The sequence below is a fragment of the Frigidibacter sp. ROC022 genome (assembly GCF_024723735.1).
Lineage (GTDB): Bacteria > Pseudomonadota > Alphaproteobacteria > Rhodobacterales > Rhodobacteraceae > SLM-1.
The window spans coordinates 41655-67203 of record NZ_JANQDU010000004.1 but is presented as its reverse complement, the minus strand read 5'-3'; the positions used below and the strand labels follow the sequence as shown (position 1 = coordinate 67203).

Here is a 25549-nt window from a genome sequence, read left to right as displayed (position 1 = left end):
CGGAAAAACCGGCCCGCCCTCACTTCATTCTTTACGCATGGTCAAGAATGTCAGGCCGTGAGCGCCGTACGCAGGTGATTGAGGAACGCAGTGACCTTCGCGTCCATGCCCAGCCGCGAAGCGGTGACGGCGAAGACGCCCGGCGCGGGCAGTTCCCATGCGGGCAGGACGCGCACCAGATCGCCGCGCGCCTCGGCCTCGGACGAGACGAAATCGGGAAGCGTGCCGATGCCTTGGCCGGCGATCAGCAGGTCGCGCAGGGCAAGGCTGCTACCCACCCGGACCGGCGGATCGAGATCGAGCGTGATCGTGCCCTCGGGCCCGTGCAGGCTCCAGCAGGTCAGGTGGTTCGCGTAGAGAAAGCCGACGATCCGGTGGCGCGGAATGTCTTCGGGCCTCAGCGGCGTGCCGGCGTGCTCCAGATAGGAAGGCGCGGCGAAGAGCCGTTGCCGCGTGGTGGCGATCCTGCGCGCCACCAGCGCCGAATCCGGCATCTCGGCCCGGATGCGGATCGACAGGTCGAACCCGCCTTCGACCATGTCCACCACGCGGTCGTCGAGCGACAGCGTCAGTCTCAGATCGGGATGGGCCTCGAGAAAGGCGGGCAGCATGGGAGCGATCACCGACTGCCCGAAGGAGGTCGGCGCGTTCACCTTCAGATGGCCCCGCACTGCCCCGGCCCAGTCGCGGATGCGGGCTTCGACCCCGGCCACGGCATCGAGGATGCCGCTGGCCTCGTCGTAGTAGAGCCGCCCGGCATCGGTCAGCGACATGGAGCGGGTCGTGCGTGTCAGAAGGGTGCTGCCGAGACTCTCTTCGAGCAGCTTGATCTCGCGGCTCAGCAGCGCCGGCGAGACGCCGAGATCCTCGGCCGCACGCGCGAAACTGCCGCGTTCGACGATGCGGCGGAAGGCCCGCATGACGGAAAGCTTGTCCATATCGAATGCAGTCCGGTCGGTTCTCCATCCGCGGCCCTCCGCGGGACGCTACGCAGATGGGTAGCACGGAATTCAGGGGCCTGTGAACGCCGGGCAGCAGCCGGGGCCGGTGGGAGACCGGGGCCGAAGTCTGATTGCGGTGTGGCGTGATGACGATAACCATCGAGGCGCAGGCATGCGGCGCCCGCATTCATAGCAACGACTGCGTATCTTGAGCATAGTGTGCGGAGCCCGGCCGGCACCACGACGTCAGATCAGCGGCGTGTGCCGGTCCTGGCCTGATCGGGCTGCGGCTCCGGTTCGAGCCCGGCGAAGCGCTGCCGCACCCGCAGCAGCAGATAGGCCATGTAGAGACTGGCAAGAATTGCAGCCCCGGCCACGCTGAACCGCAACCCCAGGACATCGGCCAGGCTGCCCGTCGCCAAGGCCCCGAGCGCCGGGCTGGCCTTGAGGATCAGACCGTAGATCGCCAGCACCCTGCCCCGCACCTCGCTGGCGACCCCAAGTTGCAACAGGGTTTGCGCGGTGATCCCCGCGACCACCCAGCAGCCGCCGACCAGCGCGATCACCACCAGCGCCAGGAAGAAGTTGAACGCGCAGGCAAACGCGACCACGCCAAGGGCCGAAATCAGCCCGGCCAGCACCATTGGCCGGGCCAGCGGGCTTCCCGGCGGCCGTGCCGCCATCCAGGCTCCGCCCAGCATCGCACCGATACCGATCGCCGAGGTCAGTGCCGCCAGCCCCGCCGCGCCACGGTCGAAGACCTGCCCCGCGAAGCCCGGCATCAGCTCGATCACCGGGCGGGCAGCAATTCCCGACACGGCCATGGCCAGCAACACCTCGGCCGCCGCCCGTTCCCGCCGGATATACCCAAACCCGGAAAACAGATCGGCCCAGAAGCTTCCCGGTGCCTTGCTGCGCCCGGTCGGCAGGTCAGGCAGACGCGCCAGCGCCCAGATGAACACCGCATAGGTCAGCGCATTCACCGCGAAGGCCGCCGAGACGCTGAAGGTCGAGATCAGGACTCCCGCCACCGCCGGCCCAAGGAACCGCGCAAGATTGAACGAGATCGCATTGACCGCCACCGCCGAGGCCACCAGCTCGCGCGGGACCATCGAAGAAATCAATGCAAGCCGCGACGGCTGCGCGAAGGCCGCGATGATGCCCAGAGCCAGCGTGATGACCAGCAGCAGGCCGACGCTGAGCAGGCCCATCATATGCAGCACAGCCAGCGACAGGGCCTGCACAAGGCCCAGGAACTGGGTGATCCGCAACACCTGCTGGCGGCTCCACCGGTCGGCGGCGACCCCCGCAAAGGGACCGATGATGACCGTCGGGAAGAGATCGGCAAAGGCCATCAGCCCCAGCCAGGTGGCAGAATGGGTCATTTCCCAGGTCAGGTAGCCGACCGAAATCCGCTGCATCCAGGTCCCGATCAGCGAGGTGACATTGCCGACCGTGTAGATCCGGAACGGCCCCGGCCCGAGGGCACGCCGCGCGCCGCTGAAATCGGGCAACCGGATCATTGCGGACACCTGAGATTCCGAAGGAAGGAAGAATGCGGGATCAACGTCTAAGTGGCTTCTTGTTGTTCGCCGGTTTCACTCGGAAACCGCTTGGCCGGAAGAGGGAGACCGTGGAATCACGGGGTTGTCAATCAGCCAGCTTCGACAGTTCCGGGCGAGGCCAACGGGATTTGCCCCCGCCGGGATCATATTCTCGACAACCCTCGGCTATTCAATGCGTAGCGGCCTTGCGGAAGGCGTCAAAGGCTGCGGGATTGATCGCACGCCGACGGTCCCGGCTCTTGAACACACACGGTCCATCGGCGCAGAAGTGCCGCCGCGAACCGATCGTGGCGGGTCACTTTGACGAAGTCTGCACGCCTCCTCTACCCTGGTTGCCAAAGGACGCCCCCCTATGCCCATCGGCTTCATATTCTCGCTGCCGCGCTCCGGCTCGACCTATGCCCAACGGGTGCTTTCCGCCGCGCCTGAAATCGCCACCACCCCGGAAACATGGCTCCTGCCGGCGCTGTTCGGCATCCGCTCTGGCGATGCGCCGCTGGCCGATTTCGCCTATGATCACGTACGGGCCGGGCTCGACGACGTGCTGGCCCGGCTCGACGACGGCGAACACGCCTGGCGCGAGGCGCTGCGTGCGGCGGCGGAGAAGCTGTTTTCCAATTTTGTCGGGCCCGGCCAGACGTTCCTCGAGAAGACCCCCCGGAATGCGTTGTTTTCCCGCGAGATCGTCACGACCTTCCCCGACGCACCGGTTCTGTTTCTCTGGCGCAATCCGCTCTCGATCGTGGCGTCGATGAACCGGACTTGGGGCCGCGGGCGCTGGAAAGCACATTTCTACCACTACGACCTGTATCTCGGCCTACCCGCGTTGATCGCAACCGCTCGCCAGTTCGCTGGCCATTCGAACGTGATGGCCGTGCGCTACGAAGACCTCGTTGCCCGGCCGGAAGAAACCTGGCCCGCGGTGTTTGCTCATTTCGGGGCCAGCTATGACCCGGCATATTTCCAGAAACCGCCGAAAATTCTGTCCCGGATGGGGGACCAGACCGGACAGGCCAGATATGCAGGCACCGCGACCCAACCCACCGGGCTGTGGAAGACCGGTTTCGGCGGCGAGCTGCGCCGACGGTGGGCGGCGCGGTATCTCGCGCAGTTGGGCGACAAGAACCTTGGCTTCATGGGCTATGATCGAGGCACCCTGCTCGACGGTCTTTCGCGCGATGGTGAGCGGCATTGGAGCGATGCATGGTTCCTTGGGACCTCCCGGCTCTATCACCTGATCGAACCCTATGCATTGAGCACGAAGGCGGGACGTACCGGACGTCATCGCTTTGCGCGGCGCTAAGTCATCTGCTTCGGCGCAAATCGAGCTTCGCGGATATCCGTCCCTGAATCAGGGGTTGCCGCTGCCCTTGAGCATTGCACGTCCCAGCTGCACCAGGGCGCTGCGCCGAATGACAAACGGCAGGCTGGCGTCCAGGAGCATCGCACGACAGAGTTTCACCGGGACAATTCGGCGGGCCATCGCGCTTTCCCATTCCGCGCGGGAAAGGTCGGCATGTGCCGAGTAGTTTTTCAGCCAGACCGCTACGCCGTCGGCCATAGCGCGCGTCCTGTCCGACGATAGCCCCCCTTCAAGATAGGTCACGAAAGGCTTGCAGGTCCGCGCCCCTCTGGCCCCCGACATCAGCATCCGAAGGATGAAGTCGTAATCCGCCCCGATCCTGAACGCCAGATCGAAGCCGTCGAGCCGGTGGAACAACTCGCGACGCACCGCGAGACCCTGATGATTGAACGGCATCGTCAGCAGCACTCTTGCAAAGCCCTTGCTGACGGCAAGAATCCTGTCACCCCGTTCGCTTCGGGTGACGACCGGGCTGGCAATGAAATCCGCGGCGGAGTGCCGGGCCAGATCCGACAGCCCGTTCGGGTCATGATAGGAATCGTCAGAGTTGAGAAAGAGAACGAAATCGCCGCTCGCCGCGTCCACCCCGCGGTTCATCGCATCATAGACTCCCTGATCGGGTTCCGAGATCAGGATGTCGAATTCCCCGTCTGCGAACATCCGGTTCAGAAGCTCGGCAGTTCCATCCGTCGAAGCGCCGTCAACCACGATATGCTCGATGTCGGCATGGGTCTGAGCCCTGACCGAGGCAACCGCCTTCCGGAAGCTGTCTATGCGATCGCAATCAATCAGATTGTAGGTGGCCGTGATGACCGAAAACCGCACCATGTCGTGTAGATGCCCTTGTTGCCATTTCAGACAGCCCTCGGTCGGAAACCAGACGCAGTTCGTAGAGCAACCGGCGGAGCGCCGCCTTATGTCCGCGGCTGATTTCCGGAGTCAAGGTCTCGGGAGGGCCAGCTGAATTAGATCAGGAATCCGCCGATGACCCAGCTTGGGAGGCCGGAAAATGGCCGAGATATCCGGTTCTTCGATGGAAGGTCAGGTAATAGTGGTTGACGTCGGCAATTGGCGGGAAGAGTTACCGGGCGCCTGCCGACCCGCCATTGCGAATTTCGTGCTCTCCAAGCTTTCTTTGGACGCCTGTGCCCAATGTCGTGCCACGAAAGGCGCGATTTACGAGCGATCCAGGGCGCGATCCTTGCGTTCCGGATCACGGGGCGATGTATTGGGGGGAATACTCCGCCGGATCGAATTGCGAGAGCTCCATGGGCATCCAACAGTGTCGAAATTGCAGTGCGGATTTCGCTCGGACATGAGAAAGTGACGGCCATGAAGAAAGCGCTCATCACCGGCATCACCGGGCAGGACGGGTCGTATCTGGCTGAATTCCTGCTGGAGAAGGGCTATGAGGTACACGGGATCAAGCGTCGTGCCTCGCTGTTCAATACCCAGCGGGTCGATCACATCTACCAGGACCCGCATATCGACAATGCCCGTTTCCTACTGCACTACGGCGATCTGAGCGACAGTTCGAACCTCATCCGCATCATGCGCGAGGTCCAGCCGGACGAGGTCTACAACCTCGGCGCCCAGTCCCATGTCGCCGTCAGCTTCGAGGCTCCGGAATACACCGCCGATGTCGATGCGCTCGGCACCCTGCGGCTGCTGGAGGCGATCCGATTTCTGGGGCTGGAGCAGAAGACCCGCTTCTACCAGGCCTCGACCTCGGAACTCTACGGGCTGGTGCAGGAAACCCCGCAACGCGAAACCACGCCGTTCCATCCCCGCAGCCCCTATGCGGTGGCCAAGATGTATGCCTACTGGATCACGGTAAACTACCGCGAAGCCTACGGGCTTCATGCCTGCAACGGCATCCTGTTCAACCACGAGAGTCCGCGCCGGGGCGAGACCTTCGTGACCCGAAAGATCACCCGCGGCCTGGCCAACATCGCCCAGGGGCTCGAGGACTGCCTGCACATGGGCAATATCGACGCGCTGCGCGACTGGGGCCATGCCAGGGACTATGTGCGGATGCAGTGGATGATGCTGCAGCAGGACAGGCCCGAGGACTACGTCATCGCCACCGGCAAGCAGTATTCGGTGCGCACCTTCATCACCTGGGCGGCCGAAGACCTGGGGCTGACCCTGCGCTTCGAAGGCGAAGGCCCGGACGAGGTCGGGATCGTCGAGTCGGTGACCGGCAACGATGCGCCGGCGCTGAAGCCCGGCGATGTGGTCCTGCGGATCGACCCGCGCTATTTCCGCCCCGCCGAGGTCGAGACCCTGCTGGGCGATCCGACCAAGGCCCGCGAACAACTGGGCTGGGTGCCCGAGATCAGTGCCCGCGAGATGTGCGCCGAGATGGTCGCCGCCGACCTGAATGCGGCCAAACGCCATGCACTGCTGAAGACACACGGGCTCGATCTGCCCGTGGCATTCGAGACCTGAGGGGAACCAGATGAAGACCTATGTTGCGGGCCACCGAGGCATGGTCGGCGGCGCAATCTTGCGCAAGCTTGAGGCACGCGGGCTGGAAACCCTCACCCGAACCCATGCCGAACTCGACCTGACCGACCAGGCCGCGGTGCGGGACTTTCTGCAGGCCGAGAAGCCGGACCAGGTGATCCTTGCCGCCGCCAGGGTGGGCGGCATCATGGCCAACAACACCTATCCGGCGGATTTCATCTACGACAACCTGATGATCGAGGCCAATGTGATCCACCAGGCCTTTCAGGCCGGCGTGCGGAAGCTTCTGTTTCTGGGGTCGTCCTGCATCTATCCCAGGCTGGCCGAACAGCCGATGCGCGAGGACGCCTTGCTGACCGGCCCGCTGGAACCCACCAACGAGCCCTATGCGATCGCCAAGATCGCCGGGATCAAGCTGTGCGAGAGCTACAACCGCCAGCACGGCACCGATTACCGAAGCGTGATGCCGACCAACCTCTACGGTCCGGGCGACAACTTTCATCCGGAGACCTCGCATGTGCTGCCGGCCCTGATCCGCAGGTTCCACGAGGCCGCCCGCGACGGTTCGGAAGAGGTCGTGGTCTGGGGCAGTGGCACGCCGATGCGCGAATTCCTGCATGTCGACGACATGGCCGAGGCCTCGCTCTTCGTGATGGACCTCGATCGCGAAACCTACCTGCGCGAGACCGAACCGATGCAGAGCCACATCAACGTGGGCTCCGGCACCGATGTGACGATCCGCGACCTCGCCGAGACGGTGGCAAGGGTAACCGGCTTCCGGGGCCGAATCCGTTTCGACACCAGCAAGCCGGACGGCACCCCTCGCAAGCTGATGGACGTGAGCCGGCTGGCAAGACTGGGCTGGCGGGCCAGGACCGGGCTCGAAGAGGGCATCCGTGAAACCTATGCCTGGTACCTGACGCAGGCCGATCGCGGGTGATGATCCACAGGTGCGGTCCGCTCCGCTCTTTGGCAGAGGGAGACCCTGTTCCGCGCGATCCTTGCGAAGGAACGGAAGGGCGTCTTGGGGGGAAGGCGCAACGACAAGCCCCGCGACGCGGCCGGCCCTGAGCGCCGCCTTCCCTGAACAGCGCCTCAGCGCGGGTAGTCGAAATCGAAGACCAGCGCCCAAATCTCGTTGTTCAGGGCCGAAAGCTCCTCGGTCGCTGCGCGGATCTTGACCAGGCCGGCCTCGCCGAGATCGGTGACCTGCCCCATGCGGATGCCATCCTTGCGGTCCGAAATGCGCATCAGGATCGACTGCATGCCGCCACTGTCCGTATCGACCGAATAGATGCAGTGATTGAACCGGTTACGGAGCCCCGAGAGCCGGCCGAGTGCGCCGGTGACCGAGAGCACCCGCGCGCGTTCTTCGACCGGAACCCGTTCGGCCTTGGCGAGCCTTTCGACCAGGTCCAGCCGCCCCCGCGTGGCATTCAGGGTCAGGAAGATGACCACCGCGGTGTCCTTCTCGACCCGCGCCAGTCCGGCGATGAGATGGATCAGAAGGCTCTCGGTATTGGTCCAGGTATAGTTCAGCCGCCCGAGCAGCAGCATCAGCTCGTCGAAACGGGCCTGAAGCGGGCGCGGCGCGGCGCCGCCGGCTATCTCTGGAGCTGCATGTACCAATTCGCGGCCTCCGTGCGGTTGCAGACTTCGACCTTGCGCATGATGTGATGGACGTGGAGCTTGACCGTGTGCTCGGAGATATCCAGATCGCGGGCGATCAGCTTGTTGCTGGCGCCCTTCGAGAGCTGGTGCAACACCTCGATCTCGCGCACGGTGAGCCCGGCGCCGAGACCCTCCTCCAGTGCGGCCGACTGGTCCTGCGCGCCGTTCTGCAACACGTCGAAGATGCAGGACGGGTGATAGGTTCGGCCGGCGAGTAGCAGGCGGACCAGTGCCCACCAGGTCTCGAGACCGGCCTCGGCCGGCCAGAGCCCGATCTGGCGCAGTTTCCGTTGCTTGAGCAGAAAATGCGCCATGCGCTGTGCCGACCTGTCGTCGGGATAGGTCAGCGCGATCTGCGCCGACCCGGCCGCCGCGAGAAACCCGTCGAGACGCAGCGCCAGGTCATCCGGCCTGGCACACTCGAAAACGACCAGATCGAATTCCTCGACTCGTGCCAGCGCAGAGAGCTCGTCCAACGAGCCGACGCGCAGAAAGCGCACTCCCTCGAATTCGGCATTCGTCACCCGCAGGAATCGATCCGAGAACCGGAACCGACTTCCCATGAGCATGACCGTTGCGCATCCCTCGAAACCGGCCAGCTGCCCGGCCCCGTCGAGACCGCTCCATTGTCCCCCCATGATTCACCACCCAACCCACAACTACAAAAGACTTCGCACTCGACTATGCCTCAACTGCTTGAACAAGAACTGCCCTGCCCGCCCAGACCGGAAAACGAATGCCGAAAATGCGGCATCCCGGAAGTTAAAAAGGAATCATTCAAGGGTAACTCAAATTATCCACGGGCCTATAGCCAATAGGATGTAGATCTAGCCCTACCCTCCCCCGGGAGCCCGGCCTTCCTTCACCAAATCTTGCGCTCTTGTCGCGCCATTGCAATATTTTTTTCTCGCGAACGCCCGGAGATCCCGGCCGGGGGACTAGTTCCGATAGGTCTTCTTGCGAATAGGCCGACTCCGACATCGCTGCCAGCATCGTCCTGCTTGGCGGAACGGGCGGGGCGACATTCCACACCGCGAAGACGCCGGATCGACACCGGCGGCCCGCCCAAGGAAAGGGGGGACATCGCCGGCGTTCACGATCCGAGGGGGCCCCGGGATTACCGCGGCTGCCCCGCGAATCCGAAATCTCAATCTGACATACGCCCGCCATGACCGCATTGATCAGAGTTGCGGCACACGGGCGTCTAGCTGGGAGTAGCTATCATGTCGCAACGTCATCACAATCATCTCTTCGCCCTCTCCGATCAGGAACAGGACCAGGATCAGGACCAGGATCAGGGACAGGGCCAGGCGCAGCTTGGTCTCCAAGCTCAAGGTCAGGGACAGGGCCAATGGAATGGCAACGAGAACTCGAACGAGAATACCAATTCCAGCGGCACGGAAACCGACACATCTTCAAGAAGCAAGACCGACACCGAGAGCGAGAGCGAGACGAAGACCGGAACAAAGACCGACACGGAAACCGATACCGACACCCGGACAAAGACCGAGACGAAGACCGAGAGCAGCAATGACTCGGATGTCGATGTCGATGTCGAAGTGGACGTAGATGTCGATCTCGAAGGCTACGACCCGTCCTATGACGGATTCGGCGATGTCGAGGTTGAAGAGGACAACGAGGGCAACGTCGTGCTTGCCAAGGGCGACGTCGACTTCGATCCCGGCGACGATCTCGACATTGACGTGAGCGGCGCGCTCGACGGTTCGCTGAGCGGCTCCGGCAACAATTTCGGCTTCGTCAACGTGCAGACATCGACGCTCGACGACAACGACACGCTGGAAAACGCGTCGGTGAGGAATGACGCCACCTTCGAGGCCAACGGTCGTGCCTCCGGCGGCAAGGCGGAAGCCGGCCCGGGCATCGATGCACGCTCGGAAGGCGGCAATGGCGGCGACCACGCCGATGCTGATGGTGGCGACGCCAAGGGCGGCACCGGCCTGGGCGGCTTTGCGGCGGCCGAGGGCGGCGAGTCCGGCGATGGCGGCGAAGCGGATTCGGAAACCGGTGACGGTGGCGATTCCGGCGACACGGCACAGCTGGGCGTCGGTCTGGGCATCGGCGGCTCGGAAGCCGACAGCGAGACCGACGGTGGCGACGGTGGCGACGGCGGCGCATTGGGCGTCGGTCTTGGCCTGGGCGCCAGCGAATCCGACGGCGAGGCCGAAGGCGGCGACAGCGGCGACGCCGGTGCGCTTGGCATCGGTCTTGGCGCCAGCGATGTCGACAGCGAAGCCGAGGGTGAATCCGGCGACGGTGGCGATTCCGCGGCGCTCGGCGCCGGGATCGGGGCAGCCGAATCCGAAGCCGAGTCCGATGGCGGCGATGCCGATGGCGGCGATGCCGGCTCGATCGGAGCGGGGATCGGTGCTGCCGAGGCCGAATCCGAATCCGATGGCGGCGACGCTGACGGTGGCGATTCCGGCGCACTGGGCGCGGGCATCGGCGCAGCCGGGGCCGAATCCGACTCGGAGTCGGAAACCGGTGACGGTGGAGACGCGGGTGCATTCGGCGCCGGGATCGGGGCCGCGGACAGTGAGTCCGAGGCCGAGGCGGAGGATGCCAACGGCGGTGACGCCGGGGCCCTGGGTGCCGGCATCGGGGCCGCGGGCAGCGAGTCGGATGCCGAGGCCGAGGATGCCGACGGCGGTGACTCGGGTGCGCTTGGCGCCGGGATCGGTGCTGCCGGCGCCGAGACCGAGAACGAGGCCGACGACGCCGAGGGCGGTGACAGCGAAGCCGAGAGCGCAGCGCTAGGGGCCGGTCTCGCCGGTTCCGAAGCCGAGGCCGAGGATGCCGACGGCGGCGACTCGGCAGCGCTTGGCGGCGGCCTGGGACTCGGAGAAGGCGAGAGCGAGGCCGACGGCGACGGCGGTGACGGCGGCAATGCCGGGGCGCTTGGCGCCGGGCTTGGCGCGGCAGAGGCCGAGTCGGAGGCCGAAGTCGAGGAAAGCGGCCGGGGCGATGCCGACGCCGAGGCCGACGATGCGAACGCGCTCGGCGCGGGCATCGGGCTCGGCAATGCCGAAGGCGGCAACGGCGCCGCAGGCACCGCCGCCTCGGGCCCGGCGGCGGGCTCCGGCACCGGCACGGGAACCGGCACCTCGACCGGAGGCGCGGGCGGCGCGAACGATGCCGACTCGTCGTCGGACGCTGACGGCACCGGGACCAGCAGCGCCGACAGCGGCAATGGCGGAGGCGGTTCCAACGCCCTCGACGGCACGTCCCGGGCCGATGGCACCGGCACCGGAACCGGCACATCGACCGGTGGCGAAGGCGGCTCGAACGATGCCGACGCCACCTCGGATGCAGATGGTCGCGGCACCGGCACCGGAACCGCGGCGGCGGGCATGGGCGGCAGCAACGACGCCGCCAATGACGCCGACGCCACCGGAACCGGCTCGGGCAGCGGGGTCGCCACCGGCGGCCGCAGCGGCGCGTCCGACCTCGACTCGGCCGCCGATGCGATGGGCACGGGGACCGGCTCGGCCGATTCGGACGGCGGCGCGGGCGGCACCGCCGACGCGATGTCGGATTCGGCGGCCGACGGCACCGGTACCGGCACCTCGGAAGCCCTGGGCGGCATGGGCGGCGACGCCGATGCGGCCTCGGACTCGGCTGCCAACGGCAGTGGTGCGGGCCAGGCCGACTCGCTGGGCGGTAGCTCGGGCGAGGCATGGGCCCAGAACGACACCGACACCTCCAGTTCGGGCACCGGCGATGCCGAAGCCGACTCGGGCTACGGCGGGCTGGCCGACATGGTCTCGGAGTCGATGACCACCGCCTCGGGCGAGGGCATGGCCGACGCCATCGCCGGCTACGGCGGCGCGGCAAGCTCGGACACCTCGTCGAGCAATACCGCGAACGGGACCGGCGGCGGCACCGCAACGGGTGGCGCCGGTGGCTCGGGCGGCGAGTCGATGGCGGCCGGCGGTGAAGGCGGACTGGCCGGCGGCGGCACCGCTACCGGCGGCGCGATCGATATCGGCGATGCCATCGCCGGCATGGGCGGCACCGCCACCAACGGCGACGGCGGCATGGGCGGCGATCTTGGCCAGTGGGGCTCGGGCAACGGCGACGACGGCTATGTCGACGGCTCGTCCTATGCCTCTGCGGCCGCGGCGATCGACACCACGGCGTTCAACCAGAGCATCGTGATGGGGGCCAACGTGCTCGGCAACTCGGTCGACATGACCGTGGTCGGCGGATCGATGAGCTCCACCTACGTCGGCGACGACAGCAGCGACAGCGCCTGATCGGTGCAAATCCCGGGGCCGGTTCGCCGGCCCCGGGCCTTCATCGGACTGCCCGGAAAATCATGCTGGCCACCAGCGAAGGGACTTCTTGATGATTCCATTTGATCGCACAACCGAGGCAATCGCCCATTTCGTTGGCTTGTTCGAGTTGAGCGCAGAAGACGGACGTTTCCGGTTTACCTACAATCGCTTTTCTCAACCCGACCAGCCCGACCCCGAGCACCCGCAGCTGGCGCCTGTGACCATCGCGCACCCCAGTTCGCACCAGCTCCAGGGCTATGATCCGCACCTGAATATTGCCCTGTCCCGGCCGCTGGAAGGCCACACCCCCTCCGCGCCGCCATTCCACGCTGCGACCGCATCTGGCGTGAACGGCGGCATCCATCAGAACCTGATCCTGGGCAGCACGAACGGTCCGGCCATGAGTCACGCGGCGAACCAGCCGCAGATGGCCACCACGTCATATCTGCTGCCGCCGCCGGCGAGCATCGGGGCGGTGCTGCGGCAGGCCAATCACCTGGCCGACAACGACGTCGTGGGCGACATGGCGACGGCCGGTTTCGTGGCACCCGAGGTGCTGGCCGACGCGCTTTCCACCATGGCCGGCACGGCCGGGATGCTGGTCCCCTTCACGACGGTGCCGATTTCAATGGCCGGGTCACTGGCCGAACTGGGGTCCGACCTGGCCCGGCAGATGGCCGAGGCGCCGATACCCGAGTTGCCCGGCGCCGCGGTGACCGTGCTGCGCGGCGAGGCGATATCGGGGCCGCTGGTCGATGGCGTATCGGCCGAGGCGGTGCCCGATTTCCGCGACAGCCTGCCAGAGGCTTTGGCCGCGCGACTCGAGTTGGACGAAGCGGCGGGCGAGAATACGACCGCCCCCGCCGATCCCGACCAGTCGTCGCCTGACCCGGGCGCGGACGACCCGGCTGAGTCCGGCCCGCCGGCCTCGGCCACGGTCGCGGCCGAACCGGACGATCCGGCCCCGGTGGTGATCGGCTCTGTCCTTTCCGACGCGCATGGTGGTGGCCGCGCCGCCGCCGAAACCGCTGCCGCGACAGCCGCGCCACATCCCGAGGGCCACCAGCTCACGACCGGCGAGAACCTGGCGATCAACGAGTCCTATCTCTATCTGCGGCCGGTCGATGCGCCGACGATCCTGGTGATGGGCGATCACCTGGACCTGACGGCGATCAGCCAGATCAACCTCATCTCGGACCGGGACTTCGGCAGCGGTCAGACCGATCCAGCCAGCGTCGCACTGAACGGGGCCGAGATCGGTTCCTCCTCGGCACCGTCCGCCAGACCGGACGGGCCGGCGACTGGTTGGTCGGTGACCGAGATCGACGGCGACCTGACTCAGCTGATCGACATCGTCCAGACCAACTACATCGAGGATTTCGACCGCATCTCGGTCACGCTGACCGCGACGACCACCGAACTGACGGCGGGGGCCAACAGGCTGAGCAACCTTGCCGAGATACAGGCGTTCAACCAGCAATACGACGTGATCGTGGTGGCGGGTGACTATTCGCAAGTCATCAGCATCAGCCAGCAGAATGTCCTGCTGGACGACGACGTGATCGCCACCGGCGGCGGGGCGCAGACGCTGGGCGCGGACAACCTGGCCATGAACCGTGCCGTGATCTCGCGGGTCGGCGAGGACCGGATCGAGACGGCGTCGGAGAAGATGACGGCGCTGGCCGAGCGGCTTGTCGAAGGCGGGCGCAGCTTCGATGCCGCCGAGGTCTCGGGCGGGGCATTCGACGGTCTCGGCAATCTCGCGGTGCTGGTGGTGCAGGGCGACCTCTACCAGGCGACCGTCATCGAACAGCGCAATGTCGTCGGCGACGCCGACCAGATCGCGATGTCGGTGGCCGATGCGATGGCGGCGGCGGCCGAGCAGGTCGCGACCGGACAGCTGGAGATATCGGCCGGCGCGAACGCGCTGCTGAATGCCGCTTCGCTGACCGAGCGCGGGATGGATTCGGACGTCTTCGTGAAGGGGGACTCCTACAGCGACGAGATGATCCATCAGGCCGGGCTGATCGACACCGATGCAATGCCCGCGGGCGTCTTCGCGCAGGTGGCCCTTGCCTCGGAAGCGGTCGCCTTCCTGGCCGAGGACATGATCGCCAAGGCGGCAGAGATGGAGGAGCACATCTCGCAACAGGTCATCGACGGGATGCCGAGTGCCGATGTCATGCAGACAGTCACGGGTTGAGGGCAAATGAAGGACTCGCTGGACGAAGACCACCCCCGGCCCTTGCGGCGCCTGCCGCTGTTGCTGACCGCCGACCAGCGCGTCACCGGCGATGCCGTGCGGGCGCCACGGGTGAAACCGGCCGAAACGGCACAGGCCGAAACGGGGCAAGCGACCATGGACACGGGTTCGGCGGCACCGGCAGAAACCGGGACCGGGCCCGTCGGAACCACGCGCTCCGAAGCCCCCCGATCCGACAGGGGATTCCCCGGTTCACCGCCACCCGGCGAGGACGCCCGTTTCGTGTCGCGCCGAGCCGCGACGGCGCGGCTGGCATCGTCCGGGGACAGGCTGGGCGAGACCATCCAGGCCCGGGCCAACGAGCCGATCCGGCGCCGCGAGCCGCCGGCGGGCGGCGGCGACGGTTCGGGCGGCGGGCGCGGCGGCCGGTTCCACCGTCGGCAGGGGCCGCAGGACTTCGCCCACAGCCTCAAGACGGGACTCACCGCGGTCAAGCGCAACCTTCTCGCCGTGCTGGTGCTGACCTGCGCCACCAACCTGCTGGTGCTGGCGATCCCGGTCTACCTGTTCCAGATCTCCGACCGGGTGCTGACCAGCCGGTCAGTCGATACCCTGATCATGCTGACGCTGGTGATGATCGGCGCGGTGATCCTGCAGGCGGTGCTGGACGGAATCCGCCGGATGATGCTGCTGCGCACCGCGGTCGAGCTTGCCGCCCGGCTCGGCGCACCGATCCTGAGCGCCGCGGCCCATGCCTCGCTGCACGGCACCGGACGGGAATACCAGACGCTGGGCGACCTGCAGCAGCTGCGCGGCTTCCTGACCTCGGGCACGCTGATGTCGTTTCTCGACGTGCCCTTTGCCCCCCTGCTGCTGTTTGCCGTGTTCATGGTGCACCCGCATCTGGGCCTCATCGTCGGGACCACCGCCCTGGCGCTGCTGATAATCGCCCTGGTCAATCAGAAAGCCACCGAACGCCTTTTCGGCGAGGCCAATCTGGCGCAGTCCAAGGCCAACCAGCATGTCGACTCGATGTCGCGCAACAGCCAGATCATCAACGCCATGGCGATGATCCCCGAGGCGGTGACGATCTGGGGCCGCGACACGGCCGCCTCGCTGACCTCGCAGGTGCGGGCGCAGGACCGCAACATCGCCTTCGCGGCGCTGTCGCGGGCAACCCGTCTTCTGACCCAGATCGCGCTGCTCGGCTGGGGCGCCAAGCTGGCCATCGACGGCGAGATCACCGGCGGGATGGTCATTGCCGCCTCGATCATCGCCGGCCGCGCGCTGGCACCGATCGAAGGTTCGATCGAGGGCTGGCACGCCTTTCTGATCTCGCGCGGGTCCCATGCCCGGGTTCGGCAGCTCCTGACCAACTCGAAATACCAGTTCGAGCGGCTCTGGCTGCCGCATCCCACCGGCAGGCTGGATGTCGAGCGGCTGCTCTATGTTCCCGGCGGCACCAAGCAGGTGGTGCTGAACGGCATTTCCTTCGCCCTGGCGCCGGGCGAGGTGCTGGCGGTGATCGGCAATTCCGGCGCCGGAAAGAGCACGTTGGGAAAGATGCTGGTCGGATCGATCCTGCCCACCTCGGGCAACGTGCGGCTGGACCTGATGGACATCCGCAACTGGGACCCGCGCCAGTTCGGTGAAAACATCGGATACCTGCCGCAGGACGTGCAGCTGTTTCCGGGCACGATCAAGCAGAATATCGGCCGCATGCGCGAGGACGCGACCGACGCGCAGATTCACACCGCCGCCGTCCTGGCCGATGTGCACGACATGATCGCCGGCCTGCCCCATGGCTACGAGACGATGGTGGCTGCCGACGGCGCGCCGCTCTCGGGCGGGCAGAAGCAGCGCATCGCCCTGGCCCGCGCCTTCTTCGGCAGCCCGACCATGGTGGTGCTGGACGAGCCGAATTCGAACCTGGACACATCCGGCGACCGGGCACTGGCCCGGGCGATCCGCCATGCGCGGGACCACAAGATCACCGTGGTGGTGATCACCCAGAAACCGGCGCTGCTGCAGGAGGTCGACAAGATCATGCTGCTCAACGACGGCACCGTGGCGCTGTTCGGCGAGCGGACCGAGGTGCTGCGGAAACTGCAGGACTTCAGTGCGAAAGGCCGCGGGCGGCTGCACGGAGGCGAGGCATGACGAAGGACAGAACCGAATGGTACAGCGCGGTGCCACGCTCGATCCGGCCGCTGGTCCTGTTCAGTGCGCTGCTGATGCTAGTGTCCTTCGGCGGCTTCGGCGCCTGGGCATTTCGTGCACCGCTGGCGGCGGCCGTGATCTCGCACGGGAACTTCGTCGCGACCGGGCAGAACAAGGTGGTGCAGCATCTCGAGGGCGGCATCATCCGCGCCATCCCGGTCTCGGAAGGCGACCGGGTCGAGGCCGGCGATGCCCTGCTGGAACTCGACCGCACGGCGGCCCAGGCCAATCTGCGCGAAATCTACCTGCGCCGGATCCGGCTCGAAGCCATCGAGGCGCGGCTGCGCGCGGTCAACTCCGAGGCCGACGCACTCACGCTTCCGGCGCATATCCTGGCCGAGGCGGAGGACCCCGACATCAGGTCGATCATCGACAGCCAGCGGCTGACCTTCGAGGTGGCGAAGGCGGCGCTGGAACGAGACATCGCCCTGCTGGCCAGCAACATCAAGGCATTGCACATCCGCACGGCGGGCTACGAAGGGCTGGTCCGGTCCTACAGCGATCAGGCCGCCAGCCTGAGCGAAGAGCTCGAGACACGCGAGGCCCTGCTGGCGGCCGGCCTGATGCGACAGAATGAAGTCAGCGCAAACCATCGCGCCCTTGTCGAGGCAGTCGGCGAGATCGGCCGGTTGCAGGCCGAGATCGCCGAGATGGCCGAGGTCATGCAGCGCTACGAGACCGAGATCGAGCAGGCACGCGAGGAACGGCGCCAGGGCGCCCTGCGCGAGCTGCAGGGAATCCAGGCCGAGCTCGACTCGATCCGCGAGCAGGAGACCCGGGCCAAGGACGTGCTGTCGCGCTCGGTGGTGGCGGCGCCGGTATCGGGCACCATCGTGCGGCTCTTCTACCATACGCCCGGCGGGGTGATCGAAAGCGGCAAGCCCATTGTCGAGATCCTGCCCGAAGACGTGCCGCTGATCATCGAGGTGGCCGTGCTTCGCACCGACATCGACAGCGTGCGCCCGGGACAACCGGCCTCGATCCGGCTGACGGCCCTGAACCAGCGGGTGACGCCGATCCTGAGCGGGCGGGTCGAATATGTCTCGGCCGACGCCGTTACGGACCGCAGCGACGGCATAACGCGCGAGGTCTACATCGCCCGCGTCGCCCTCGACCCACGCGCACTGGATCAGATGCCGCAGTTCAAGCCGCTGCCGGGCATGCCGGCCGAAGTGATGATCCGCACCGGCGAGCGCACCTTCGTCCAGTACCTGGTGAAGCCGATCCGCGACAGCATGGGCCGCGCATTTCATGAACGCTAAGCCCCGGTCGAATCCGGCGTCACCGCCGAAACCCGATCGCTGCACCCACGGGGAATGAACCGACCCGGGTTTGCGGGTCATCGCAGGCATTCGGGACAGATTTGCAGCCTTCCTTGAAATGGTCGGCAATACAAATGCCACCGATTGCGCCTGATTTTCGCGGGAGCGCATTCGAAGCGCCGTCGGAAATTTGATCAAGCCGTGCGCGACGTGTTTCGATTTCGCCAGACGTCGATTCCGGCGCCCGGTGCACCGACCGCCGTTGCGCCGGAATGTGAAGAACAAAAAAACTCTTCGCTATCAACATGTTATGTGGTGGCGGAGTGGAAGGGATTCGAACCCTCGAGACCGTTTCCGGTCTGCACCCTTAGCAGGGGTGTGCCTTCGACCACTCGGCCACCACTCCGCCGACCCGTTTAGCGACGCTGGAATGGCGAAGCAAGGGGCGGATGAGGGCGTCGGGGGGCATTTCCATGCGGAAGGCTGCCGAAACCGGGCCTCCGGCGCCCGCCGGCCTCAGCCCGAGAACAGGAAATGCATCACGTCGCCGTCCCGGACCACATAGCTCTTGCCTTCGACCCGCATCTTGCCGGCCTCCTTGGCCGCGGTCTCGCCGCCGAGGGTGACGAAATCGTCATAGGCGATCGTCTCGGCCCGGATGAAGCCGCGTTCGAAATCGCCATGGATCACCCCCGCCGCCTGCGGTGCAAGGGTGCCTTCCGGGATCGTCCAGGCCCGGGCTTCCTTCGGGCCGACGGTGAAATAGGTCTGCAGGCCCAGCAGCTTGTATCCGGCACGGATCAGCCGGTCGAGGCCCGGCTCTTCCAGGCCCATCTCGTCGAGGAACATCGCGGCGTCCTCGTCACCGAGCTGCGAGATTTCTTCTTCGATCCGGGCCGAGATCAGCACCGTCGCGGCGCCTTCGGCGGCGGCCTTCTCTGCCATCCGGGCCGAGTATTCGTTGCCGGTGGCGGCATCCGCCTCGGCCACGTTCAGCACATAGAGCACCGGCTTGGCGGTGATCAGCTGCAGCATCCGCCAGGCCTTGGCATCCTCTTCGGGCACCGCGACGCTGCGGGCCGGCTTGCCGGCCTCCAGCGCCTCGGCGGCGGATTTCAGCAGCCGCTCCTGGGTGACGGCCTCCTTGTCGCCGCCACGCACCTTGCGCGACAGGTTGGCCAGCCGCTTCTCGACCGATTCCAGATCGGCAAGCATCAGTTCGGTCTCGATGATGTCGGCATCCGAGGCCGGATCGATCCGGCCCTCGACATGGGTGATGTCGCCGTCCTCGAAGCAGCGCAGCACATGGGCGATGGCATCGCATTCGCGGATGTTGGCGAGGAACTGGTTGCCCAGCCCTTCCCCGCGCGATGCGCCCTTCACCAGCCCCGCGATATCGACGAAGGTCATCCGGGTCGGGATGACCTGCTTCGAGCCGGCAGCCTCGGCCAGCCGGTCGAGCCGGGCGTCCGGCACCGCGACCTCGCCGACATTCGGTTCGATCGTGCAGAACGGGAAATTCGCCGCCTGCGCCGCGGCGGTGCGGGTCAGCGCATTGAACAGCGTGGACTTGCCGACATTCGGCAACCCGACGATCCCCATCTTGAAACCCATCCCGGCCCCCTTTGCAGCATTCGCCGCCTTCTACGCAGGCCCTGCCCCGGCTGCAAGCAAGGCTTGGCCCCGGCCCAAGGCAACGGTTGACCGGGGCCGGTCGGGTCGCATTATATTGATATGAACATAATCAGGAGGACTCCATGCAACCGACTCCCTACCTCTTCTTCAACGGCACCTGCGCCGAGGCGATGACGACTTATGCCGGGCTGTTCGGCACCGAGGATTCGCTGGAGATCCTCACCGTCGCCTCGATGCCGCCGGATGTCCGGTCGCAGATGCCGCCGCTGCCCGACAGTTCGGTGATGCATTCGGCGGTCAAGATCGGGGACGGCTGGGTCTTTGCCGCCGACGACATGGGCGGGACCGACGCACAGCCGATGGCCGGGGCATCCATTTCGCTCTCCTTCCCGACCGAGGCCGAAACCCGCCGGGTCTACGACGCGCTGGCCGAGGGCGGCGAGGCGCGGATGCCGCTCGAACCCGCCTTCTTCGCGCCGCTCTTCGGCACCCTCACCGACCGGTTCGGCATCCGCTGGATGGTCATGACCGATCCGAAGGCATGACGCCGCCGGGGACCACCTGCGGCTCCCTGCCGGCGTCATGTCCCCGCAAGGCCCGGATTTTTGGCGCAAACTCCCCTCCGCGTGCCTGCCCGGGATTGCTTTTCGCCGCCACCTGACGCATTCCCTGCCCCGACCTGACCGCAACGCGGCAACGGAGGGATGAATGACCCGGATCGACACCTGCTTCGCCCGGCTGCGGGCCGAGGGCCGCAAGGGCTTTGTCTCCTACATGATGGCGGGCGACCCGGACGTCGAAACCTCGCTGGCGGTGATGCGGGGCCTGCCCGATGCCGGAGTCGACGTGATCGAACTGGGCCTGCCCTTCACCGATCCGATGGCCGACGGCCCGGTGATCCAGAAGGCCGGGCAACGGGCGCTGGACGGCGGCATGACGCTGGACCGCACGCTCGACATGGTGCGCAGCTTCCGCACATCCGACAGCACCACGCCGATCGTGCTGATGGGCTATTACAACCCGATCTTCTCGCGCGGGGTGCCGAAGTTCCTCGAACAGGCGCACGAGGCCGGGATCGACGGGCTCATCATCGTCGATCTGCCCCCCGAAGAGGATGACGAGCTCTGCATCCCGGCACAGGCCGCGGGGCTGAACTTCATCCGGCTCGCGACCCCGACGACCGATGACGCGCGCTTGCCAAAGGTGCTGCAGAACACCTCGGGCTTCGTCTACTACGTCTCGATCACCGGCATCACCGGCGCCGCCGAGGCCGTGGCCGGCGATGTCGGGCCGGAAGTCGCCCGGATCAAGGCCCACACCGATCTGCCGATCGTGGTCGGATTCGGCATCAAGACCCCGGAAGCGGCCCGGTCCATCGCCTCGATTGCCGACGGCTGCGTCGTCGGCTCCGCCATTGTCGAGCGGATCAGCCGGGGCGACAGGCCGGAAGAGGTGCTGGCCTTCGTCAAGAGCCTCGCCGACGGCGCCCATCGGGCCTGAGCCGCCCCCGACATGGAAAGGGGCCGGCCCGAAGGCCGACCCCCTGCACGCGATCCCTCTGGATCAGGCGGCTTTCTTCAGCGCCTTCTTGGCCGCCTTCAGCTTGCGGAGCTGGCGCGCGACCTTCCCCTTGCGCTTCTTGACTTCCTTCTTCAGCGACTTGACGACAGATTTCTTGGCCATGGGTCTTTCTCCTGGGTCTTGGGGTTTCTACCCGTTCGACGGCTCTTCATGATCCCGGAGAAACTCGCGGATGAACCGCCGAACCTCCCGCGCGGCGCTGGTGTCCAGCCTGTCACAGAGCGAGACGAAGCGGTCCCGCTCCGATCCGGCGATCCTGATGATCAACTGGCTGTCCTTCAGCGCCTTCTTCCTGGACTTCTTCTTTTCGGTCATGTCGCAGCCTCATTCGGGGCCCCTGCATCGTAACTGCGTTGAATATCACTTGTATATACATTTTCACGGCGCCGCAGAAATCCGCATCGCCCCCGGATTGCAGCTCCCCGTCCGGGTTGCTAGCAAACGCGCAGGAGGCCCACGAATGCCAGTCATCACCTGCATCGACGATCTGAAACGCCTGCACCGGAGGCGGGTTCCGAAGATGTTCTACGACTACTGCGAAAGCGGCTCGTGGACCGAACAGACCTTCCGCGAGAACACCACCGACTTCCAGAAGCTCCGCTTCCGCCAGAAGGTCGCGGTGGACATGTCCGAACGTTCGCTGGCTTCCAAGATGATCGGCCAGGATGTCGCGATGCCGGTGGCGCTCGCCCCGGTCGGGCTGACAGGCATGCAGCATGCCGATGGCGAGATTCTGGCCGCCCGCGCCGCCGGGAACTTCGGCGTGCCCTTCACGCTCTCGACCATGTCGATCTGCTCGATCGAGGATGTCTCGAGCCAGCAGCCGCACCCGTTCTGGTTCCAGCTCTACGTCATGCGCGACCAGGAGTTTCTCGAGGGCATCATCGCCCGCGCCAAGGCCGCCAATGTCTCGGCGCTGGTGCTGACGCTCGACCTGCAACTGCTGGGCCAGCGCCACAAGGACCTCAAGAACCGGCTGTCCGCCCCGCCGAAGCTGACGCCGCAGATGATTGCCGATCTGGCGACCCGCTGGAGATGGGGGCTGGGCATGCTGGGAACCAAACGCCGGACCTTCGGCAATATCGTCGGCCACGCCAAGGGCGTCGGGGACCTGTCTTCGCTGGGCGCATGGACCAACGAGCAGTTCGACCCGCGTCTCGACTGGGACAAGATCGCCCGGATCAAGGAAATGTGGGGCGGCAAGCTGATCCTCAAGGGCATACTCGACCCGGACGATGCCCGCCGCGGCGTCGATCTGGGCGCCGATGCGATCCTGGTCTCGAACCACGGCGGCCGGCAGCTCGACGGAGCACTCTCCTCGATCCGGATGCTGCCCTCGATCGTCAAGGCAGTCGGTGATCAGGCCGAGGTCTGGCTCGACAGTGGTATCCGCTCGGGTCAGGACGTGCTCAAGGCGCTGGCCATGGGCGCGACCGGAACGATGATCGGGCGGGCCTACATTCACGGGCTCGGCGCGATGGGCGAGGCCGGGGTGACCCGGGCGCTCGAGGTCATCGCCAGGGAAATGGACCTGAGCATGGCGCTCTGCGGCCATCGCCGGATCGACGAGGTCGACCGCTCGATCCTGCTGGTGCCCGAGGATTTCGAAGGCCGCTGGGCCTGAGCCCCCGGCTCAGCCCCGCGCCGCCCGGACCCGCCGGTCCAGCATCCGCACCGCCGGAACGATCCCGGCCACGACCAGCGCCACCACGGCGAAGGACCAGCGCAGGCTGGTCAGCTCGGCCACCCCGCCCATCATGGCCGGGCCCAGGAAGAAGCCGATCATCCCGATCATCCAGGCCCGGCTGATCGCCACGGCGCGGGCCTCTTCGCGGACCGCCCGGCCCAGGATCGAGTTCACCGAAGGCACGATCACCGCCATCCCCAGCCCGATCAGGCCGACCCCGACAAAGGCCACCCCCGGCACCGGTGCCAGCGCCAGGGTCAGCGCCCCGACGACGCCCAGCAGGGCCGAGACCAGGATCAGCCGCGCCTCGCCGATCCGGCTGGCCACGAACTGCCCTGAGAACCGCCCGACCGCCATGGTCACCCCCAGGCCGAAGGGGCCGAAGCTGCCCTGCCCGGCCGGGGCGCCCAATGTCTGCTCGATATGCAGCGCCGACCAGGCCTCGGTTGCGTTCTCGCCGACGAAGCCCGCAAACAGGATCGCCCCGGTCAGAAGGATCGCCATCCAGGGCAAGCCGGCCGGCACCGTCTCGGCCTGCGGTTCGGCGGGGCTCAGCCTGCCCGCGCCCTCCCACATCACGACCGTCAGCCCCAGGCAGAGCAACGCCAGCCAGGGCTGGATGTCCCAGGGCCCCAGTCCGGCCTTCCGCGCCAGCCCGGTGACCAGCGCCGCCCCGGCGAAACCGACCGAGAACATCGCGTGATTCAGGTTCATCAGATGCAGGCCGTGGCGACTCTCCAGCCCCGAGATCCGCACATTGGCGGTGATGTCCAGCATCGAGACCGAGGCCCCCATGGCGAACATCGCCAGCGCCAGCGCCCCGACCGATGGCGCCAGGAACGGGTAGAAGACCGCCGCGGTCAGGGCCAGCCCCAGCAGGGGCAGCGCCCGGCGTCCCAGGGCCTGCATCAGCCGCGGCGCCAGATACATCGACACCATGGCCCCGATCGCCGACCCCAGCAGCGCCATGCCCAGTTCCGCCTCCGAGGCGCCGACAGCGGTTTTCAGGTCGGGCACCACACCTGCGAAACCGCCCCAGATCACCCCGATCGAAGTCAGCGCGGCAACCGGCGCGCGCGACAGGCGGAAGGCATTGGCGATCATCGGATCAGGGTCCACGGCGATTTCGGCCCCGGCAACCTATCCGCGCGACCGGCCCTGCGATAGCCCTGATGTTAGCGCCCAAACCAGTCTCTGACCGGGGGAATTCGCGCCAAGTCTCAGGGCCGACCCCAGGGCAGTGCCAGAGCCGACTCCATCTCTCCGATCAGCCCCGAGACGAAGTCATCGAAGGCCGGTCCCGGCTGCCGTTTGTCCAATGTCTCGGCCAGCGGATCGGGCGCGGCGCGCGTGCTGCCCGACAGCTCCTCCAGCACCGCATGGCCACAGAAGGGCACATGCGCCTCGGAATAGCCGCCCTCATGCACCAGCACCAGCTTGCCGCCGCAAAGCCGCGCCGCCGCGTCCTTGACCTTTGCGGTCAGCACCCGGAAGGTCTCGGCGCTGGCCAGCATCCGGCCCAGCGGATCGACCGCCGAGGCGTCATAGCCGCAGGCCACCACGATCAGATCCGGCCGGAAAGCCGCAAGGACCGGCAGCGCCAGCCGGTCCATCGCCTCCAGATAGCCCCGGTGCCCGGTGCCCGGCGGCAGCGGCACATTCAGGTTGGCCCCCTCACCGGCGCCCCTGCCCCGATCGGCAAAAGCGCCTGTGTCGAGCGGATAGTTCCACTCCTGATGCAACGAGATCGTCAGCACCTCGGCCCGCTCGTAGAAGATCGCCTCGGTCCCGTTCCCGTGGTGCACGTCCCAGTCCAGCACCGCCACCCGGCCCGCCAACCCCTCGGCCAGCGCCGCCTCGACCGCGATGGCGATATTGGCCATCAGGCAGAACCCGTTCGGCCAGTCGGGCAGGCAATGATGCCCCGGCGGCCGCGACAGGGCATAGGCATTGGCATGCTTGCCCGTCAGAACGCCACGCACCGCGGCCAGGGTCAGCCCGGCCGAAAGACAGGCAATCTCGTAACCGCCCCGACCGAAGGGCGTGCGCAGACCCAGTTCGCCACCGCCGCTGTCGGACATTGCCTTGAAGGCGTCGAGATAGCTGCCGGGATGCACCCGCAACAGATCCTCGCGCGTTGCCCCGGGCGCCGAGAGCACCGCCAGGTCCTCCGCCAGGCCGCTCACCTGCATGAGGTTCCACAGCCGCCGCTTGGTCTCGGGGTTTTCCGGCAGGCCGCCGCCCGGCTGCACCAGACCGCCGACCGGCAGGGTCAGCACATAGTCTCCGCCGCCGTGCCAGAAACACCGCTCGTCGCGATAAAAGGCTGTGGTCATCTGCTCGGGCTCTCCTTAGGTTTCCCGCGAAGCCTAGACCGTAAGCCGGGGGTCCGGAAAGATGGCCCAGCCACCCTTTGCCCATCTTGCCCAGCCGGGCGCAACGCTCGAAGTGACCGCCCGCCCCGCGGCGCGGCGCAATCATCTGAGCATGACCGAACAAGGGCTGAAAGCCGAAGTCACCGTGATCGCCGAAGGCGGCCGCGCCAATGCGGCAATCGCCAAGCTGCTTGCCAAGGGGCTGGGCGTGGCGCCCTCGCGGCTGGAACTTCTGCGCGGGGCCAAGGGGCGCACCAAGGTGTTCCGACTGTCGGAATAGAC

The 25549-nt window shown here is 66.6% G+C and carries 21 protein-coding genes and 1 tRNA gene; 11 read left to right on the top strand and 11 right to left on the bottom strand.

Translation table 11 applies throughout. The annotated features are described in order from the left end of the window. Positions 1 to 50 precede the first annotated feature (50 nt). Complete coding sequence (locus NUW50_RS16335; RefSeq protein WP_258290229.1) at positions 51 to 938, bottom strand: LysR family transcriptional regulator; 888 nt, start codon at positions 936 to 938, stop codon at positions 51 to 53. A gap of 254 nt (positions 939 to 1192) precedes the next feature. Further along, a complete protein-coding gene (locus tag NUW50_RS16330; protein WP_258290228.1) occupies positions 1193 to 2464 on the bottom strand; it encodes an MFS transporter in 1272 nt (423 codons plus the stop codon). 394 nt (positions 2465 to 2858) lie between these two features. Here NUW50_RS16330 and NUW50_RS16325 point away from each other — a divergent pair, with 394 nt between their 5' ends. Next, positions 2859 to 3809 (top strand): sulfotransferase family protein, encoded by a 951-nt coding sequence (locus NUW50_RS16325; RefSeq protein WP_258290227.1) that lies wholly within the window; start codon positions 2859 to 2861, stop codon positions 3807 to 3809. A 48-nt stretch (positions 3810 to 3857) separates the two neighbouring features. Here the strand turns inward: NUW50_RS16325 and NUW50_RS16320 are convergent, their stop codons facing one another. Next, positions 3858 to 4697 carry a glycosyltransferase family 2 protein gene (locus NUW50_RS16320; protein ID WP_258290226.1) on the bottom strand — a complete coding sequence of 280 codons (840 nt, stop codon included), beginning with the start codon at positions 4695 to 4697 and terminating at the stop codon, positions 3858 to 3860. Positions 4698 to 5201: 504 nt separating this feature from the next. Here NUW50_RS16320 and gmd point away from each other — a divergent pair. Both gmd and fcl read left to right on the top strand, forming a co-directional pair. Then, positions 5202 to 6320, top strand: a complete 1119-nt coding sequence (gmd, locus tag NUW50_RS16315) for a GDP-mannose 4,6-dehydratase (protein ID WP_258290225.1) — start codon at positions 5202 to 5204, stop codon at positions 6318 to 6320. A gap of 10 nt (positions 6321 to 6330) precedes the next feature. After that, positions 6331 to 7278, top strand: coding sequence for a GDP-L-fucose synthase (gene fcl, locus NUW50_RS16310; RefSeq protein WP_258290224.1), 948 nt, complete (start codon positions 6331 to 6333; stop codon positions 7276 to 7278). 155 nt (positions 7279 to 7433) lie between these two features. On the opposite strand, the gene NUW50_RS16305 is transcribed toward fcl, so the two are convergent. Together NUW50_RS16305 and NUW50_RS16300 are read right to left on the bottom strand one after the other, a co-directional pair. Next, on the bottom strand, positions 7434 to 7967 hold the full coding sequence (locus NUW50_RS16305; RefSeq protein ID WP_258290223.1) for a hypothetical protein: 534 nt from the start codon (positions 7965 to 7967) through the stop codon (positions 7434 to 7436). Beyond that, the gene (locus NUW50_RS16300; RefSeq protein WP_258290222.1) at positions 7943 to 8647 is read right to left on the bottom strand and encodes a helix-turn-helix transcriptional regulator; all 705 of its coding nucleotides are present in this window, start codon (positions 8645 to 8647) and stop codon (positions 7943 to 7945) included. Before NUW50_RS16300 ends, NUW50_RS16305 begins: the two co-directional genes overlap by 25 nt. 585 nt (positions 8648 to 9232) lie before the next feature. On the opposite strand from NUW50_RS16300, the gene NUW50_RS16295 reads away from it, so the two are divergent. Beyond that, entirely contained in the window at positions 9233 to 12283 is a 3051-nt protein-coding gene (locus NUW50_RS16295; protein ID WP_258290221.1) for a beta strand repeat-containing protein, read from the top strand. A 40-nt stretch (positions 12284 to 12323) separates the two neighbouring features. Here the strand turns inward: NUW50_RS16295 and NUW50_RS16290 are convergent, their stop codons facing one another. Beyond that, entirely contained in the window at positions 12324 to 12668 is a 345-nt protein-coding gene (locus tag NUW50_RS16290) for a hypothetical protein (protein WP_258290220.1), read from the bottom strand. A gap of 36 nt (positions 12669 to 12704) precedes the next feature. Here NUW50_RS16290 and NUW50_RS16285 point away from each other — a divergent pair, with 36 nt between their 5' ends. Genes NUW50_RS16285 through NUW50_RS16275 form a run of 3 tightly spaced genes read left to right on the top strand, consistent with a single transcriptional unit; the run spans position 12705 to position 17989 of the window. Next, positions 12705 to 14507 (top strand): hypothetical protein, encoded by a 1803-nt coding sequence (locus NUW50_RS16285; protein ID WP_258290219.1) that lies wholly within the window; start codon positions 12705 to 12707, stop codon positions 14505 to 14507. 6 nt (positions 14508 to 14513) lie between these two features. Next, positions 14514 to 16667 carry a type I secretion system permease/ATPase gene (locus NUW50_RS16280; RefSeq protein WP_258290218.1) on the top strand — a complete coding sequence of 718 codons (2154 nt, stop codon included), beginning with the start codon at positions 14514 to 14516 and terminating at the stop codon, positions 16665 to 16667. Beyond that, positions 16664 to 17989: an HlyD family type I secretion periplasmic adaptor subunit gene (locus NUW50_RS16275; RefSeq protein WP_258290217.1), complete on the top strand. Its 1326-nt coding sequence runs from the start codon at positions 16664 to 16666 to the stop codon at positions 17987 to 17989. Before NUW50_RS16280 ends, NUW50_RS16275 begins: the two co-directional genes overlap by 4 nt. 316 nt (positions 17990 to 18305) lie before the next feature. Here the strand turns inward: NUW50_RS16275 and NUW50_RS16270 are convergent. Further along, positions 18306 to 18395: transfer RNA gene (locus NUW50_RS16270), tRNA-Ser, on the bottom strand. Positions 18396 to 18505: 110 nt separating this feature from the next. Further along, complete coding sequence (gene ychF, locus NUW50_RS16265; RefSeq protein WP_258290216.1) at positions 18506 to 19603, bottom strand: redox-regulated ATPase YchF; 1098 nt, start codon at positions 19601 to 19603, stop codon at positions 18506 to 18508. 143 nt (positions 19604 to 19746) lie between these two features. On the opposite strand from ychF, the gene NUW50_RS16260 reads away from it, so the two are divergent. Both NUW50_RS16260 and trpA read left to right on the top strand, forming a co-directional pair. Beyond that, positions 19747 to 20169 carry a VOC family protein gene (locus NUW50_RS16260; RefSeq protein WP_258290215.1) on the top strand — a complete coding sequence of 141 codons (423 nt, stop codon included), beginning with the start codon at positions 19747 to 19749 and terminating at the stop codon, positions 20167 to 20169. Between the two features lie 163 nt (positions 20170 to 20332). Further along, positions 20333 to 21124: a tryptophan synthase subunit alpha gene (trpA, locus tag NUW50_RS16255; RefSeq protein ID WP_258290214.1), complete on the top strand. Its 792-nt coding sequence runs from the start codon at positions 20333 to 20335 to the stop codon at positions 21122 to 21124. 210 nt (positions 21125 to 21334) lie between these two features. Here the strand turns inward: trpA and NUW50_RS16250 are convergent, their stop codons facing one another. Further along, positions 21335 to 21520: a hypothetical protein gene (locus tag NUW50_RS16250; RefSeq protein WP_258290213.1), complete on the bottom strand. Its 186-nt coding sequence runs from the start codon at positions 21518 to 21520 to the stop codon at positions 21335 to 21337. Between the two features lie 145 nt (positions 21521 to 21665). Here NUW50_RS16250 and NUW50_RS16245 point away from each other — a divergent pair, with 145 nt between their 5' ends. Beyond that, positions 21666 to 22829, top strand: coding sequence for an alpha-hydroxy acid oxidase (locus NUW50_RS16245; protein WP_258290212.1), 1164 nt, complete (start codon positions 21666 to 21668; stop codon positions 22827 to 22829). Positions 22830 to 22838: 9 nt separating this feature from the next. Here the strand turns inward: NUW50_RS16245 and NUW50_RS21455 are convergent, their stop codons facing one another. Further along, positions 22839 to 24011, bottom strand: a complete 1173-nt coding sequence (locus tag NUW50_RS21455) for an MFS transporter (RefSeq protein WP_258290211.1) — start codon at positions 24009 to 24011, stop codon at positions 22839 to 22841. Between the two features lie 101 nt (positions 24012 to 24112). After that, positions 24113 to 25228, bottom strand: coding sequence for a class II histone deacetylase (locus NUW50_RS16235; RefSeq protein WP_258290210.1), 1116 nt, complete (start codon positions 25226 to 25228; stop codon positions 24113 to 24115). Positions 25229 to 25289: 61 nt separating this feature from the next. Between NUW50_RS16235 and NUW50_RS16230 the strand changes: the two genes are divergently transcribed. Then, complete coding sequence (locus tag NUW50_RS16230) at positions 25290 to 25547, top strand: DUF167 domain-containing protein (RefSeq protein ID WP_258290209.1); 258 nt, start codon at positions 25290 to 25292, stop codon at positions 25545 to 25547. Positions 25548 to 25549: the final 2 nt, after the last annotated feature.

Excerpts from the sequence above, each read along its gene's own strand:
- trpA (WP_258290214.1), top strand. The coding sequence starts at position 20,333 with ATGACCCGGATCGACACCTGCTTCGCCCGGCTGCGGGCCGAGGGCCGC.
- NUW50_RS16285 (WP_258290219.1), top strand. The coding sequence starts at position 12,705 with ATGAGTCACGCGGCGAACCAGCCGCAGATGGCCACCACGTCATATCTG.
- NUW50_RS16250 (WP_258290213.1), bottom strand. The coding sequence starts at position 21,520 with ATGACCGAAAAGAAGAAGTCCAGGAAGAAGGCGCTGAAGGACAGCCAG.
- NUW50_RS16320 (WP_258290226.1), bottom strand. The coding sequence starts at position 4,697 with ATGGTGCGGTTTTCGGTCATCACGGCCACCTACAATCTGATTGATTGC.
- NUW50_RS16335 (WP_258290229.1), bottom strand. The coding sequence starts at position 938 with ATGGACAAGCTTTCCGTCATGCGGGCCTTCCGCCGCATCGTCGAACGC.
- NUW50_RS16280 (WP_258290218.1), top strand. The coding sequence starts at position 14,514 with ATGAAGGACTCGCTGGACGAAGACCACCCCCGGCCCTTGCGGCGCCTG.
- NUW50_RS16260 (WP_258290215.1), top strand. The coding sequence starts at position 19,747 with ATGCAACCGACTCCCTACCTCTTCTTCAACGGCACCTGCGCCGAGGCG.
- NUW50_RS16230 (WP_258290209.1), top strand. The coding sequence starts at position 25,290 with ATGGCCCAGCCACCCTTTGCCCATCTTGCCCAGCCGGGCGCAACGCTC.
- gmd (WP_258290225.1), top strand. The coding sequence starts at position 5,202 with ATGAAGAAAGCGCTCATCACCGGCATCACCGGGCAGGACGGGTCGTAT.
- NUW50_RS16330 (WP_258290228.1), bottom strand. The coding sequence starts at position 2,464 with ATGATCCGGTTGCCCGATTTCAGCGGCGCGCGGCGTGCCCTCGGGCCG.
- NUW50_RS16290 (WP_258290220.1), bottom strand. The coding sequence starts at position 12,668 with ATGGATGCCGCCGTTCACGCCAGATGCGGTCGCAGCGTGGAATGGCGG.
- ychF (WP_258290216.1), bottom strand. The coding sequence starts at position 19,603 with ATGGGTTTCAAGATGGGGATCGTCGGGTTGCCGAATGTCGGCAAGTCC.
- NUW50_RS16245 (WP_258290212.1), top strand. The coding sequence starts at position 21,666 with ATGCCAGTCATCACCTGCATCGACGATCTGAAACGCCTGCACCGGAGG.
- NUW50_RS16300 (WP_258290222.1), bottom strand. The coding sequence starts at position 8,647 with ATGGGGGGACAATGGAGCGGTCTCGACGGGGCCGGGCAGCTGGCCGGT.
- NUW50_RS16235 (WP_258290210.1), bottom strand. The coding sequence starts at position 25,228 with ATGACCACAGCCTTTTATCGCGACGAGCGGTGTTTCTGGCACGGCGGC.
- fcl (WP_258290224.1), top strand. The coding sequence starts at position 6,331 with ATGAAGACCTATGTTGCGGGCCACCGAGGCATGGTCGGCGGCGCAATC.
- NUW50_RS16325 (WP_258290227.1), top strand. The coding sequence starts at position 2,859 with ATGCCCATCGGCTTCATATTCTCGCTGCCGCGCTCCGGCTCGACCTAT.
- NUW50_RS16295 (WP_258290221.1), top strand. The coding sequence starts at position 9,233 with ATGTCGCAACGTCATCACAATCATCTCTTCGCCCTCTCCGATCAGGAA.
- NUW50_RS16275 (WP_258290217.1), top strand. The coding sequence starts at position 16,664 with ATGACGAAGGACAGAACCGAATGGTACAGCGCGGTGCCACGCTCGATC.